Source organism: Paludibacter propionicigenes WB4 (genome assembly GCF_000183135.1).
Classification (GTDB): Bacteria; Bacteroidota; Bacteroidia; order Bacteroidales; family Paludibacteraceae; genus Paludibacter; species Paludibacter propionicigenes.
The window spans coordinates 576,511-592,040 of record NC_014734.1; the positions used below are offsets into that span (position 1 = coordinate 576,511).

Genomic DNA, 15,530 nt, shown 5'->3' on the forward strand with positions numbered 1-15,530 from the left:
AAATGAAACGAGTATATAAATATTTCTATCAACTGATAGTTCTTAGTTCTTTAGTCATAATGCCGGCTTGCAATACATTGGATGTGGATCCGGCCGATAAGATAACAGCTGAACAGGCTTTTAAAAATAAAGCAGGTATCGAAAAAGGTATTTTGGGAAGTTATTCCGAGCTTCAGAGTTTTGGTTATTATGGCAGAAGTTATCTGATTGCTTCCGACATGGCAGCCGATAACCTTGTACATCCAACAGATGCTACTCAGGTTGATTATGCAGAGATAGATAACAATACCCTTTTGTCCGAAAACGGAGTGGTTGAAAATATCTGGGCGAGTATTTATTCTGCTATAAATGTTGCGAACAGTGTTATAGATAAAGTGCCCGGAATGGCTGGCATGACCGACGACGAAAAAGCGGCAGCGCTTGGCGAACTTTATTTTTTAAGAGGACTGAATCATTTTAATCTGATGAATTATTTCGGAGCCATTCCTGTTAAAACTACAGCAACTGTGGGAACTAAAAACCTGGATGTACCCAGAAATACAACCACCGAAGTTTTTACACAAATCATCACCGATTTGAAGTATGCCGAGGCACATCTTCCGGCTTCCGCATCAACAAAGACCAGAGCGTCAAAGTATGCTGCAACAGCTTTGCTGGCAAGGGTCTATCTGTACCAGAAAAATTATGCTTTAGCCTACGAAAAGGCTAACGACGTAATTACAAAAGGCGGATATACTTTCTTGCCTAGTTTTGCTCAGGTTTTTGCTACGGAAGGTAGTCCTGAAACCATTTTCGAAGTTGAATTCGACGCTAAAAATCGTAACCGTGTTGCCGAATTCAATTTTCCGAAAGTAATGAATGGCAAAGGAGAGGCAAAACCCGATCCGACTTTAGTTACTGCCTATGAGGTAACTGACAAGCGACTGGTTAGCTCTATTGCTGATAGTGTGACGTATAACTACGCACAAAAATATAAAGATATGAGTTTGGGTGATAAAAATATAATAGTACTGCGTTTAGCCGAAATGTATTTGATACGGGCTGAAGCTGAAGCGCATTCAGCAACAGGAGTCATCTCTAACGTTCAGGACGATATAAATAAAATTCGTAACCGTGCAGGTCTGGCTAATACCGATGCTGCTACCATGCCTGATTTGTTGTTGGCCATAGAAAAAGAACGACGACTGGAATTTGCTTTTGAAGGTCATCGCTGGTTTGATTTGGTACGTACCAACCGAGCTCTTGATCTGTTGCCCAATGTAACGAAGTCCTATAAAATGCTATTCCCGATTCCTTTGTCGGAGATTAACGCGAATTCCAAAATGAAACAGAATCCCGGATATAATTAAAACACAGAATATAAGATGAGTATGAAAACAAACCTATTTTTTTGTATATTAGTCATAGCATCGGCTGTAACTTTTGCTTCTTGTTCAAAAGACGATGAAAGTACGATTACAAAAAAGGAATATACGGGTATCTATTTTATGGATACTGATAATGAAGATATAGAAACGATTGCCATCGCCGGAGGGACTCCCAAGGCGTTGGCGAGTGGAATTTCAGGAGCAGGCATTGCTTATGATAAAGTAAACGAGAAAATCTATTACAGTGATTTTGCCGACAGCGATACTCCCAATGGAAAAATTTGGAAAATGGATGTAGGTGGTACTAATCCCAAAGTGTTAGTCTCGGGTATTCAGGATCCTCATAGCATTGCCTTAGATTTAACTAACGGTAAGGTATATTGGGGTGATGGTGACGGTAATGTGTCGCGTTGTAATTTAAATGGTGATAGTCTGGTAACCGGTTTTATCAAGATCGATGGTGGTGCTATCCGCTCGATGGCACTTGACCCGATCAACAAGAAGCTTTACTTCTGCGATACGAATAATAACAATCTTTATATGTCTAATCAGGATGGCTCAAGTACAAGTATTATCCTAAGCGGATATTACGGATATGCCATTGCTGTAGATAACAAGAATAATAAAATATATTTTGATGCTCAGAGTGATGATGGCACCGTGAGCGGTTTGTATCGTGCGAATCTGGATGGTACCAATCCGGTTGAAATTGATAATACTCAGTCGCGTATTTACGGTATTGCCCTGGATGTGGAGAATTCCAAAGTATATTGGTCGGGACGTGATACCAAAGAAATTTATCAGGCTAACTTAAACGGAACTAAGAAAGTAACTTTAGCCACCGGCTTGGGCAAACCACGCGGTATTTTCTTAAAATATTAATTAATCCATTAAAGATCGAAGAAAATGAAAAATATTCCAGCTTTATTAGCTTTAGTGGTTGTTACTTTGTTATTCAACTCTTGTGCAAAAGATGATTTTCCTGTACCGGCAGCCAGTACAGTTTCTAAGTTCACCTTTATTATAGACAACGATAGTTATATTCCGGCCAAAGCCACGTTTACAAATAAGTCCATTGTTCCGGCAACCGTAGGCAAAGCTTATTATACATGGAACTTTGGCGACGGAGACAGATCGACCGATGAAAATCCGGTTCATACTTTTCTTCAGCCGGGAACTTTCACGGTTAAACTGTCCGTAAAAACGGATATCTCGCAGGAGATCAGTGAATCTACTCAAACCATTGCAATTATAGATCCAAATGCATCGGGTATTCAAACTTATTTTACCGATGGAAGCTTAGTCTATAAAGGCTTTTTAAATGGTACAGCACCTGCATTCTCGGCTTTGCCGATTGGTCCGTTCAGCGCTTCTTACGGAATGGCTATCGACACCCTGAATTCTAAACTGTATATATCTGATTCGGATGCTAACATTATTTACCGATACGACACCGAAACGGGTGATATAATTACATTCAGAAGCGGATTGTCCAGCCCTGATGGTTTGGCTATTGACTTTAAAACCGGAAAATTATATTGGGATACCGATTCCGGCATTCAACGAACCGACTTATCAAGCACTAATCCAACCGATGTGGAAGACTTTGTTACCGGGCAGGATAACGATCCAGAAGGTGTTTCCATTGATGCTGTCCACAATAAGTTGTATTGGATAAACTACGATGGCGGTCTTTGGTCAATCAATCTGGACGGTACGGCTAAAACCGAACTTTTACCGACTCCTGAAGGTGCTTCTACACTCGTTGTTGGGAATAAGCTGTACTTCGATTATTATGAGGCAAGTGGGGATATTCATTTAAAATCAACCGATTTGAGTGGTGGCAATATGAGTACCGTTACTACAGGCATTAGCAAAATCGTTTTTGGTTTAGGATATGAGGCTACTAACAAAAAAATCTATTGGGGTGACCGTAGCGCAGGTAAGATTATGCGTGCGAATCTGGACGGATCTGGTATAGAAACATGGTATACAAAAGCAGGTTCCAGTCCAAGAGCCATTGTGTTTGGAAAGAAGAAATAATTAGTTTATATGAAAAAAGTAGTAATGATCTGCATGTTTGCAGCCAGTATACTGGCAACAACTACAATCTATGCAGCAACAAAAAAAGGTAGCCTCCTTATTATTGGTGGTGGAAAAGTGAATGTATCTATGCGCGACCAGATGCTCAAAGCATCGGGGTTGGACAAGGCTGGCTATATGGTCATCCTGCCTATGTCAAGCGAAGAAGAACCTTTGGTAAATGCAGAAGAAATTCGCATCGTTTTTAAAGATATACCCAATTTAAAAATATATACCTACAACATTCAAAAGGGAGATCCGGTATCAGCAGAACGACTGGATTCAATTCGCAACGCTTGTCTCGTATTTATCTCCGGGGGCGATCAGATGCGCTTTTTAGATATTACGAAAGGAACCGGCATCAATGAAGCCATTCACGATGCGTATAATAAAGGTGCTTTGATAGCTGGTACCAGTGCCGGTGCTTCGTTGATGAGCAAGATCATGGTTACAGGTAACGCTTTAAAACACCCGGATGATAATTTTACTTGCATTGAAGCCGGAAATGTAGAAACCAAAGAAGGACTGGGATTTCTGGAAAACGTAACCATCGATCAGCACTTTGTCGTGCGTAAACGCTACAACCGCATGTTGTCCTACGGGTTGGAAAATCCGAACCACATGAGTATTGGTATTGATGAAGCAACGGCTATATTTGTAGAAGGTAAAAAAGCAACTGTGTTTGGTGTAAGTCAGGTAATTGTGTTGCGAAACAAAGGAGCTAAGATTTTCAATAGAAACGGACAGCTAAGTGCTCAGGGACTTAAACTGGATGTTTATCTGGCAGGCGACAGCTTTAAAATCTACTAAGAAATTACTCTCAATTAACAGCTAATGGCGAATATTTCTTATATTCGCCATTTCGTTACTACATTTATCTTTTACCTCAATAAAACAGAATGGCTTCAAAAAGAAAATTCCCTCATACCTTTGTTATCATCTTCTCCCTCATTGTTATTGCAGCGGTTTCATCATGGTTTGTTACAGGAGGAGAATACAAACACACTCAAAAAGTCTTAGCAGATGGAAGTACCAAAAATATCATTCTCCCCGATTCGTATCATACGGTAGATAATCAGCCCCAAACCTGGCAGATATTCTCAGCTATGTTTGATGGATTTGTGAGTAAAGCCGACATCATTATCTTTATTCTTCTCATTGGCGGTGCTTTCTGGATTATGAATGAAAGTAAAGCGATTGATGTTTCCATCATGGCTTTTTTACGTTCTACCCAAAAGCTGGAGAAAATAAAATTTATTCGAAGAATAGGGATAAACAATATCATCATGACCTCAATCATGATTGTATTCAGTCTGTTTGGTTCAGTGTTTGGCATGAGCGAGGAGACCATTGCTTTTATCATCATTTTTGTGCCTCTATCCATAAGCATGGGATATGACTCCATTGTGGGAGTTTGCCTTTGCTTTTTTGCTGCAGGGCTTGGATTTGCAGGAGCTACGCTTAATCCGTTTACTATCGGAATTGCGCAAGGACTGTCGGATGTTCCGCTGTTTTCCGGCATTGAATACCGACTGTTTTGCTGGGTAGTCATTACCCTTATTGGTATCATTTTTATCTTACGTTATGCTGCTAAAATAAAAAAAGACCCTACAAAATCACCGGTTTATGAGGAAGATGAATACTGGCGTAATCGTAATAACAGTCAATCAGAAGAGGTTAAATACGAAACTCCACGCTCAGCTTGGATTACCTTCGTTTTTCTGCTGGTTGTGATGTGCTTGTTTGCTTTTAAATACCCCATGTCGTCATTAAGTATCGGTCAGGCTAAACTGACAGTGCCTATTATACCTATTCTTACAGCTATTTTTGCCATTAGCAGCATTGTGGCTTTACGCAAATCGGTGCACTTCTTCATCCTGAATATTTTTATCTTTACCATTTTGTATCTGATTGTGGGTGTGATGGGATATCAGTGGTATGTAATGGAAATTGCCACCCTGTTTTTCGGAATGGGAATTGCTAGTGGAATGGCGATGAATTACTCGCCAAACAAAATCACGGATCTTTTTCTGGCAGGAGTAAAAGATATTCTGTCGGCAGCATTGATTGTTGGTCTGGCAGGAGGTATTATTGTTATTCTACAAAACGGTAAGGTAATTGATCCGATGTTGCATGGCATTGCCGGTGCAATGCAGAATGTCGGTAAATATGCTTCGTTGAGCATTATGTATGGCATACAAACCATGATTAATCTGGTGATGCCATCGGGCTCGGCAAAAGCAGCACTGACAATGCCTATCATGGCACCTTTTTCAGATTTAATTGGTGTTTCGCGTCAGGCTACCATTATGGCTTACCAGTTTGGCGACGGCTTTACCAACATGCTTACCCCAACCTCAGCAGTGTTGATGGGCGTTTTGGGTGTTGCTAAAATACCCTATAATAAATGGGTTAAATGGGTTTGGCCACTGATGATTATGCTGATTATACTTGGATTCATATTGCTAATCCCGACGGTTGTACTTAAACTGAATGGATTTTAAGGAGTGAAACCATTGATTAATGATTAAACTATAACCATTAAGGAATCAATGATACTTAGATCTTGAGGAATAGATTAATAGATAAATATTTAAAATTAAACCATTAAGGAGTTAAGGATATTTAGACCTTAATGTATCTTAACTTCTAAATGGTTTAAGATAATAGATTAATGTTTTGAATAATTCACCGCTATGACAAAAAAGGAAATCACACACCTCTCTTACGACATTGTCGGCTGTGCAATAAAAGTACATAAAAAGCTAGGTCCGGGTCTATTGGAGAGTGTTTATGAACAATGCCTGAAATATGAGTTGGAGAAAAGCGGAATGAATGTCAAGCAACAACTTCGCATACCAGTTATATGATGATTTAGAAATGGAAATTGATTTGCGACTGGACTTACTGGTAAACGATTGGATTGTAGTTGAACTAAAAGCTGTAGAAAATGTACTGCCTGTTCATGAAGCGCAGCTACTTACGTACATGAAATTGTTGAAAAAACCACAAGGATTACTGATTAATTTCTTTACTGATAATATAACAAGCACCCTGAAACCTTTTGTAAATGAATATTTCAGGCGATTACCTGAATAAAGATATTAAACCATTAAGGAATTGAGTAAATTAATATCTCAATGTATCTTAACTACTTAATGGTTTTAAAAACTGAATACTAATAATATTACAAAATGATTCTGATTAAAAATATAGCTGTTTATCAGCCTGCCTGTTTAGGGGTAAATGATGTTTTGGTAGGTGGTGAAAAAATTATCGCCATAGAAAAATCCATTGATATTTCATCTTTGAAAAATCTGAATATTACCGTGATTGATGGTACAGGTAAGAAATTGATTCCCGGTTTGATTGATGCTCATGCGCATATAGCAGGGGCAGGTGGAGAAGGCGGTCCTGCCACACGAACTCCCGAGATGCAACTTTCGCATATGATTAATGGTGGCATTACTTCCATCGTTGGATGTTTGGGAACCGATGGTTTTACCCGTTCATTGCAATCGGTGTTGATGAAGGTAAAGGGCCTGAAGCAAGAAGGAGTTTCTGCATTTATGTACACCGGAGCATATCAGGTGCCAACGCCCACTATGTTTGGAGATGTAGCAAAGGATATTGCCATGATTGAAGAAGTCATTGGTGTAGGCGAAGTGGCACTGTCCGATCATAGGAGTTCTTGTCCCACTACACCCGAACTTATCCGATTGGTAGAACATGCGCGGGTAGGTGGTATGCTCGGAGGTAAAGCCGGAATCGTGAATATTCACATGGGTGATGCTCAGAATCCGTTTCAACCGATTTACGATGCGGTGAATAATAGCGAACTGAAACTGACACAATTTTACCCCACACACTGCACCCGTAATCCTTACATTTTTGAAGATGCTAAGAAATACGGCGTGCATGGATATGTGGACCTTACAGCCAGTTCGTATCCCTACGATATGGAAAATGAAATTAAACCGTCGAAAGCTCTTGGTTTGCTTATGCAAGCAGGTGTTCCGGTTGAGCATATCACCTTTACATCAGACGGCAATGGTTCTTTACCTCTATTCGACGAACAAGGTAAGCTGATTAAAGTGGATATGGGTTATCCAAGTTCAATTTTCACCGAGTTGAGAGATGCTGTTTTGCAGGAAAACATGAATCTGGAAACAGCTGTAAAGGTGGTTACTTCGAATGTTGCCGATATTTTGAAACTCAAAGGGAAAGGATACATTGCTGCCGGTAAAGATGCTGATCTGGTGGTTATCGATGCTGATTTTGGTATTTCGGATGTTATTGCCCGCGGACAATTATTCACGCATAATTATAAACGATTGAGAAAAGGAATGTATGAATAATTACAAACCTTATTTACTTTAGTATTCATAATAAAAGATTGATAAATGAAGAAGCTACTTCTACTGTTGCTAACGATCCCTATGTTGGTTATTGGGCGTGAACTAAAAACACCGCTTGAAAAAAACAATTTCTCCCGACCAACCACTTATGCCGAATTATCGGAATACCTCAAAGACTTGGTTGCGCAAAACCCAAAACTCGCGTTGGAAGTAATCGGTCAGACTGCAGAAAATCGCAATGTGTATGCGCTTAAGTTCTCATCATCGCAGTTTGGCAAAGACCCGAAAAAACTAAAAGTTCTGATTTTTGCACAGCAGCATGGCAACGAACAGTCGGGTAAAGAAGGTGCTTTGTTATTGGCTGCCGAACTGCTAAAACCGGAAAACCAATATTTGTTTGAGCATATTGATCTGGCACTCGTACCTCAGGTGAATCCGGATGGTGCAGAGCAAAATAAACGTCGTAACGGGCATAATGCCGACCTGAACCGGAATCATTTGATACTGGAAGAACCCGAGGCGATTGCTCTCCATACTTTTTTCGATAAATATCTTTTTGATGTAAATATGGATGTACATGAATATGCTCCTTATTTTAGCGAAGCATGGAAAAAATACGGATATCGTTGCAACTCCGATGAATTGATCGGGGTAAATACTAACCCAAATATTCCGGCTGAAATACGCGATTTCTCCAACAAGGTCTTTGTGCCGTTTTATCACAATTACCTGACTAAAAAACAGTATTCAAGTTCTATTTATGCACCCGGTGGGCCTCCTGAACAAGATTACATTCGCCATAGCACCTTTGATATAAATGACGGACGCCAAAGTTTCGGGATACAAAACTCCTTTTCGCTTATCCAGGAAGGGCTGAATGGTTTTGATACTTTTAAAGACAGTCTGGAGCATCGTGCCAAAGGTCAGGAAACCGGTATGCTTGCTTTGCTTGAATTTGCTGCCCGGAATCATACGCAAATCAAAGGAATGGTAGCTAGCCAACGTCTGAATTTGATAAAGGGACAACCTGAAACTGTTGCCATTCAGATGGAGCACGTGAAAAATGGAAAACAACATCCACTGCCGGTTTATTCTTATTCCACTGGTAAGGATAGTATCATCATGGTGAAAGACTACCGGCCAGTGGTAAAACCTATCACTAGCATTTCGAAACCGGAAGGATATCTGATTCCTAAAAGCAGTAAACTATTATTGGATTGGGCTAAACGCCATAATTTTTCGACATCAACTTATAAGCCATCGTCTAAGCTAAAGATTGAGCAATATGAAGTGGCAGCTATCGACTCGATGGATTTTGAAGGTGATATAATTGTCAACCCCAGAGTAAAAGCCGTAACAATAAACTCTGCAATAAAAGCTTCAGATTATATTTATATTCCAACAGCGCAGCTCAAAGGAAACATGATTGTCATTGCGTTGGAACCCAAATCGGAACTGGGACTGGTGACTTATACAGGCTATAGCCAATTACTGAAAGCGAATGAGAAGTTCCCTGTATTGCGGGTTGTGAAAAAGTAAGTTTAAAAGAAGTTGAACCATTTTAGAAACTAAATAATATCAACATCTAAGTGGCTTAAATCATAGATAATTCAACCTAAGATAATTCAACTTAGGATAATTCAACCTAAGATAATTCAACCATTAAGGAATTAAGGGAATTGAGATCTTAATGTATCTCAACTTCTTAATGGTTTAGATTATTGATCAGTGTTTGAAATTCAACCATTAAGGAATTAAGGAAATTGAGATCTAAATAATCTTAACTCCTTAATGGTTCAAATAATAAATAAATGATTTAAATAGTAGCCGATGTTTAAACAATAGATTACTGGTTTAAATAATAAAATGTGTATCCATTTAAAAATATAGTGTATGAAGATAGATCGTATTGAGCTCATCCATATCAAGATGATATTGCGGGCACCGTTTGTGACTTCGATGGGTGTGGAACTGGACGAAGAGCATATTATTGTTCGTGTAGATGGTGAAGGAATTACTGGCTGGGGTGAAAGTGTGGCTGAAGGAACGCCATTTTATTCGTACGAAACAGTACCGACAGCCTGGCATATCCTGCGCGATTTTTTGATTCCCGCTGTGCTGGGTAAAGAGCTTAGCAGCGTGGCTGATGCCATTGCTTTATACGATAAAGTCCGCGGACATAACATGGCTAAAGCCGGACTGGAAGCGGCACTTTGGGATGCTTTTGCCAAATCGCAAAACATATCTTTATCCAAAATGTTGGGAGGTGTACGCACCAAGATTGATGCAGGTGTGAGCATTGGCATTCAGGAAACGCCCAAAGTAATGATTCAAAAAGTAGAAGGTTATCTGAAAGAAGGCTATAAACGCATTAAAATAAAGATAGCTCCGGGCAACGACCTGAATGTGGTGGAAGCACTGCGCAAAGAATATCCCGACTTGCAACTGTGGGTAGATGCCAACTCAGCCTATACGCTTAAAGACATTGAGTTGTTCAAAAAAATGGATGCCTACGGGTTGGAATTGATAGAGCAACCCTTGGGTTACAACGATATTTACGAACATTCAAAACTACAGAAAGAAATTAAAACTCCGCTTTGTCTCGATGAAAGTATCCACTCGCTGGCCGATACATGTGCGGGTATTGAACTGGGCAGTTGTAGTATTATCAATATCAAACCGGGGCGTGTGGGTGGATTTACCGAATCGAAACTCATTCATGACTATTGCCAGAAGATGAACGTACCCGTATGGCATGGAGGCATGTTGGAATCGGGCATTGGACGTGCAGGTAATGTGGCGTTGGCATCGTTGCCAAACTTTACGTTACCCGGCGATATATCTTCCAGCAAACGTCACTACCTGGAGGATCTGGTTGATCCTGAATTTGTAATCAATGCTGATAGTACAATGGATGTTCCCACCGGACCGGGCATTGGCGTGGAAGTAAACCTCGGTCAGTTGAAAAAAATGACTGTACGCACCGAAGTATTTACTTTGTAAAGCACATCTTTTGTCTTTGCTCTTTTTGTCTTTGCTCTTTGTTCTTTAATCTTTTGTCTTTTGTCTTCATTCCCCAAAAATATGTACGAAAAAAGTAAAGTTTATTTAGACGAGTTCTCGAAATACGTCATCATGCAGCCATTTCCATTTGTAGTGGATCTGAAAAACTCGCATGGTATGTGGATACACACTGTTGATGGCGATGAGTTGTTTGATTGGTGTGGTTATTATGGTTCGAGACTTATCGGACACAATCACCCGAAAATGTTTGAGCCCGATTATATCGAAAAGCTGATTTATGCGGCCAATAACAAGATGGCCAATCCTGATTTTTTGACACCGGAATGTGTTGAATACTACAGGAAGCTCTACGAATTAGCTCCCCTGTGTATGGCCAACCCCAATCTGGAGATTTATGCTGTAAACTCGGGTGCGGAAGCGATCGAGAATATGTTGAAATACTTCATCAACCTTTATGATGCCAAGATGAAGGTGAAGAATAAACCTCTTGGTGCTAAAAGGGTGATTTATTTCGATCAGGCTTTTCATGGGCGTACTATTTTTACGCTCAACATCACTAAACTATCGCATGTGCCGGTCATTAACCGTAATTTTGAGCACATGACGGTGGATAATATCAAAGTGCCTTTTCCGGCTATAGATAATGACAGACCGGCAGCCGAAAACAGGCAGGCAGTCAATGAAAGTTTGGCAGCCATCCGTAAAGAAATAGAAGCAGCACCCGACGAAATTGTGGGTATTATTGTAGAACCTATTCAGGGAGCCGGTGGACATCGTGCCACGGAGCCTTATTTCTTTCAGGAATTAAGTAAGCTTGCGCACGAATTTGACATTAGTTTAGGCTTTGACGAGGTGCAAACAGCCGGTGGACAAACCGGTACTTTCTTCTCGGTGGACAGCTACAATTTACCTTACCCGCCACAGGCTATTGCCTCCGGTAAAAAACTGGCTAACGGAGTTGTATACATGCTTTATCCCATGGAAGACAAGGGCATTCTCGATTCAACCTGGGGTGGTAATCTGGCCGATATGGTTCGTTTTTGTCAGGAAATGAAGGTGATGGAAAGCGAACATCTTTTAGATGCATTGCCACAGAAAACAACGATCCTGCTCGACGGACTCGATGCACTCAAAAACAAATATCCGGATAAAATAAGAAACATCAGAGGCATGGGGCTCTATCAGGGCTTTTCGTTGGTCAATCCTGATAACCTGATGAAGTTGGTTGAGCATGCTCAGGACAATGAAAAACTGATATTGCTGGAAGCCGGTACCGATAGCATTCGTTTTAGACCGACTATGGATGTTACAATTGATGAAATTAAACTTATGCTCGAAATTTTGGACAGATGTCTGGCTGTACTTGATTGATTCTTAAAAGAAATATACTGCTTTAAAAAGAATCTCAGAGTCTATTTGGCTTAAGCCTAATAGAAAAGTTAGTTAAATGGGATCTTATTATTGTTTATGTCTGATATTCATTGAATTAATAAATATCATTCTCTCGTACAACCATAGTTGGTTAATATTAAGTATTATTTTAAAACAGTTTAATAATATCCCTGTAAAAAACAAATTGATTATTTTCTATTTATTTATTGCAAAATTTCCACTATCTTTGCAATCAGAAATGAAAACGAGAAACTTTAAATATTTTTTCGAACAAAGCAACTCACAGCAAAATAGTTGCGCTGAAAAGTTGCCCCTAAGAAATTCAAAGAAACCAATATAAATCCGTAGCAGATTTATGTTGGTTTTTTTTTAGCCATTAAATTCCGCTAAAGGGAAATTTGGAAAGAACGTAAGATTAATTTTAAAAGATTCAATTTATATAGTCTTAAAGCTCCTTGTGGGTTTAAGACTGGATTTAAGCTATAAACCATGAGCAACAACAGTTTAGTATCAATTGCCGATTACAGCAAAGAAGAAATTCTGGCTATTCTTCATTCGGCTGCCGATTTTGAAGCCAATCCAAACCGTAAAACCTTGGATGGGAGAGTGATTGCTACCTTGTTTTTTGAACCTTCAACCCGAACCAGACTCAGCTTTGAAACAGCTGTTATACGCTTGGGAGGTTCAATTATCGGTTTTTCAGATGCAGCTACCAGCAGTTCGTCTAAAGGCGAAACGCTGAATGACACCATTCATATGGTAAGTTGTTATGCCGATGCTATTGTGATGCGACACCCGCTTGAAGGTGCTGCAAGGTATGCGGCCGAAGTGTCACCGGTGCCGATTGTCAATGCCGGTGATGGTTCCAATCAGCACCCATCACAAACGCTTCTCGACTTGTATTCAATTCTGAAAACGCAAGGTACGCTTGAAAATCTGACCATTTGTCTGGTGGGAGATTTAAAGTATGGACGCACGGTGCATTCGCTCATTATGGCCATGTCGCATTTCAATCCTACATTTAAATTTATAGCTCCAGATGAATTGAAAATGCCTGACGAATACAAAGTGTTTTGTAGGAAAAATAATATCCCTTTCACGGAGGTAAATGAGCTGAATGATAATTTCAATGATGCCGACATTCTCTATATGACGCGTGTTCAGAAAGAACGCTTTCAGGATTTAATGGAATACGAACGGGTGAAGAATGTCTACACGTTAAAGAATTCGATGCTGGATAACACCAAAACGAATTTACGGATACTGCATCCACTTCCGCGCGTTACCGAAATTGATCCGGATGTGGACAGTAATGAGAAGGCGTATTATTTCCGCCAGGCTCAAAACGGATTGTACGTAAGGCAGGCTATTATGAGCAAAGTAGTTCTGGGCTAAAATAAAGTCAGTATTTAAAATTTGAATTAATACAGGATTTGCATGGAAAAGAAATTAAAAGTAGCAGCACTTTGTAACGGTACCGTTATAGATCATATACCATCAGACAAATTATTTAAAGTTGTTTCAATTTTGCATATAGAAACCAGTTTAAATCAAATAACTTTGGCCAACAATCTTGAAAGTGCCAAAATAGGCTCTAAAGGTTTGGTGAAAATTTCGGACAGGATTTTGGAGGTGGACGAAACGAATAAACTAGCGTTGATTGCACCAAACGCCAAAATTAATATTATTCGCGACTATCAGGTAGTTGAAAAAAGACCGTTGATTTTACCCGAGGAGATAAGGGAGATAGTACAATGTGCTAATCCAAATTGTATAACGAATCACCAACCGGTAACCACTCGCTTTCATGTACTGAACAATGATGGAGATATTATGTTGAAATGTCATTATTGCGAGCGTGAAGTAAAACGGGATGAAGTGAAAATAAAATAGTGTATCAAACTCTGTATGAAAGAAGATAAGAAAGCAATAAAGCCTGAAAGCCAGATTAGTGAAGTGGAAAGTGATTCCGGTAAAGGTCATGTGTCCTGGAAACCCGGAACATTAATTTATCCGTTGCCGGCTGTACTTGTTTCTTGTGGCAGTACTCAGAAAGAATACAATTTACTCACCATTAGCTGGGTTGGAACCATTTGTACTAATCCTCCTATGTGTTATATTTCAGTTCGTCCGGAGCGGCATTCATACGAAATAATCAAACGCACCGGAGAGTTTGTAATAAATCTGACTAACGAAGATATGGCTTATGCTACTGACTGGTGCGGTGTGAAAAGCGGGAAAGATTACAATAAGTTTTCGGAGATGAAACTTACACCGGCAAAATCAGAATTTATCATGGCTCCCATTATCAAAGAATCGCCTCTTAGTATTGAGTGTCGTGTAAAACAGGTTGTAAAACTGGGCTCGCACGATATGTTTATTTCGGAGGTAGTCAATGTGCAGGCCGATAGCCGTTATATTCATCCAGAAACCGGAGAGTTTAATTTGGGAGCAGCAAAACTGATTGCTTATTCGCACGGTCATTATTATAAGCTGGGTGAAGAAATCGGAAAATTTGGGTGGACAGTTAAAAAAAAGAAATGACCCCTAACCCCTAAAGGGGGACAAGAATATCTGTAGTAACTAATCCAATAAGTTATTTTAGAACAGTTGAAAACAAAACATACACAAGACGAGACTACCTTCAAGTCCCCTTTAGGGGTAGGGGGTAAACACGAAATAGACCTTTCTACATGGAAACGCCGCGAGCATTTTGAAGTCTTTAAAAACTTTGACGAGCCGTTATTTGGTGTAACTGTCCGTGTAGAATGTTCACAAGCATATAAAAAAGCAAAAGAGTCAGGTTATCCATTCTCATTATATTACTTATATTTGTCGTTGAAAACGGTCAACGAAATCGAAGAATTCCGGTACAGGATAGAGAATGATAAGGTATACTGTTTTGATAGTGTAGGAGCAGGGCCTACCATTTTTCGTGAAGACGAAACTTATGGATGCGGATATATGCCTTATAATGAAAATATTGACGAATTTATGGCACAGGCTAAAGCTGAAGTAGAACGGGTTAAAGCCGAGAAAGGTTTGAAATTCACGTTCAACGGCGAGAATCTGATTCACTATTCAACACTCCCGTGGGCTGATTTTACGGCTGTAAATCATGCGCGAATTTTGAGTGTAGGTCGCAGCATTCCCAAAATTACGTTCGGTAAACTAACACGCGATGCTGAAAAGATGTGGCTGGCAGTAGATGTACATGCCAATCATGCTTTAATGGATGGTTTTCACGTGGGGAAATTTTTTGAGAGGTTTCAAGTATACCTCAACCAATAAATTTGAAATAAATAAA

The 15,530-nt window shown here is 39.8% G+C and carries 13 protein-coding genes and 1 pseudogene; all 14 read left to right on the top strand.

Going from position 1 to position 15,530, the window contains the following annotated elements; translation table 11 throughout:
- The first annotated feature begins 2 nt into the window (after positions 1-2).
- A complete protein-coding gene (locus tag PALPR_RS02335; protein ID WP_013444000.1) occupies positions 3-1,349 on the top strand; it encodes a RagB/SusD family nutrient uptake outer membrane protein in 1,347 nt (448 codons plus the stop codon).
- Between the two features lie 21 nt (positions 1,350-1,370).
- Complete coding sequence (locus tag PALPR_RS02340) at positions 1,371-2,249, top strand: DPP IV N-terminal domain-containing protein (protein WP_171805014.1); 879 nt, start codon at positions 1,371-1,373, stop codon at positions 2,247-2,249.
- Positions 2,250-2,273: 24 nt separating this feature from the next.
- Entirely contained in the window at positions 2,274-3,410 is a 1,137-nt protein-coding gene (locus PALPR_RS02345) for a PKD domain-containing protein (RefSeq protein ID WP_013444002.1), read from the top strand.
- Positions 3,411-3,419: 9 nt separating this feature from the next.
- Positions 3,420-4,259, top strand: coding sequence for a cyanophycinase (locus PALPR_RS02350; protein ID WP_041620148.1), 840 nt, complete (start codon positions 3,420-3,422; stop codon positions 4,257-4,259).
- 89 nt (positions 4,260-4,348) lie between these two features.
- Positions 4,349-5,953, top strand: a complete 1,605-nt coding sequence (locus tag PALPR_RS02355; protein WP_013444004.1) for a YfcC family protein — start codon at positions 4,349-4,351, stop codon at positions 5,951-5,953.
- A 192-nt stretch (positions 5,954-6,145) separates the two neighbouring features.
- Positions 6,146-6,548: pseudogene (locus PALPR_RS02360) on the top strand (GxxExxY protein).
- Positions 6,549-6,643: 95 nt separating this feature from the next.
- Positions 6,644-7,807 (top strand): beta-aspartyl-peptidase, encoded by a 1,164-nt coding sequence (gene iadA / locus PALPR_RS02365; protein WP_013444005.1) that lies wholly within the window; start codon positions 6,644-6,646, stop codon positions 7,805-7,807.
- A gap of 45 nt (positions 7,808-7,852) precedes the next feature.
- Positions 7,853-9,346 (top strand): M14 family zinc carboxypeptidase, encoded by a 1,494-nt coding sequence (locus PALPR_RS02370; RefSeq protein WP_013444006.1) that lies wholly within the window; start codon positions 7,853-7,855, stop codon positions 9,344-9,346.
- Between the two features lie 354 nt (positions 9,347-9,700).
- Entirely contained in the window at positions 9,701-10,810 is a 1,110-nt protein-coding gene (gene menC, locus PALPR_RS02375) for an o-succinylbenzoate synthase (RefSeq protein WP_013444007.1), read from the top strand.
- Between the two features lie 81 nt (positions 10,811-10,891).
- Positions 10,892-12,202 (top strand): aminotransferase class III-fold pyridoxal phosphate-dependent enzyme, encoded by a 1,311-nt coding sequence (locus PALPR_RS02380; RefSeq protein ID WP_013444008.1) that lies wholly within the window; start codon positions 10,892-10,894, stop codon positions 12,200-12,202.
- Between the two features lie 510 nt (positions 12,203-12,712).
- Complete coding sequence (gene pyrB, locus PALPR_RS02385; protein ID WP_013444010.1) at positions 12,713-13,618, top strand: aspartate carbamoyltransferase; 906 nt, start codon at positions 12,713-12,715, stop codon at positions 13,616-13,618.
- Positions 13,619-13,660: 42 nt separating this feature from the next.
- Positions 13,661-14,116 carry an aspartate carbamoyltransferase regulatory subunit gene (gene pyrI, locus PALPR_RS02390; RefSeq protein WP_013444011.1) on the top strand — a complete coding sequence of 152 codons (456 nt, stop codon included), beginning with the start codon at positions 13,661-13,663 and terminating at the stop codon, positions 14,114-14,116.
- Positions 14,117-14,131: 15 nt separating this feature from the next.
- On the top strand, positions 14,132-14,767 hold the full coding sequence (locus tag PALPR_RS02395; RefSeq protein ID WP_013444012.1) for a flavin reductase family protein: 636 nt from the start codon (positions 14,132-14,134) through the stop codon (positions 14,765-14,767).
- 66 nt (positions 14,768-14,833) lie between these two features.
- Entirely contained in the window at positions 14,834-15,514 is a 681-nt protein-coding gene (locus tag PALPR_RS02400; protein WP_013444013.1) for a chloramphenicol acetyltransferase, read from the top strand.
- Positions 15,515-15,530: the final 16 nt, after the last annotated feature.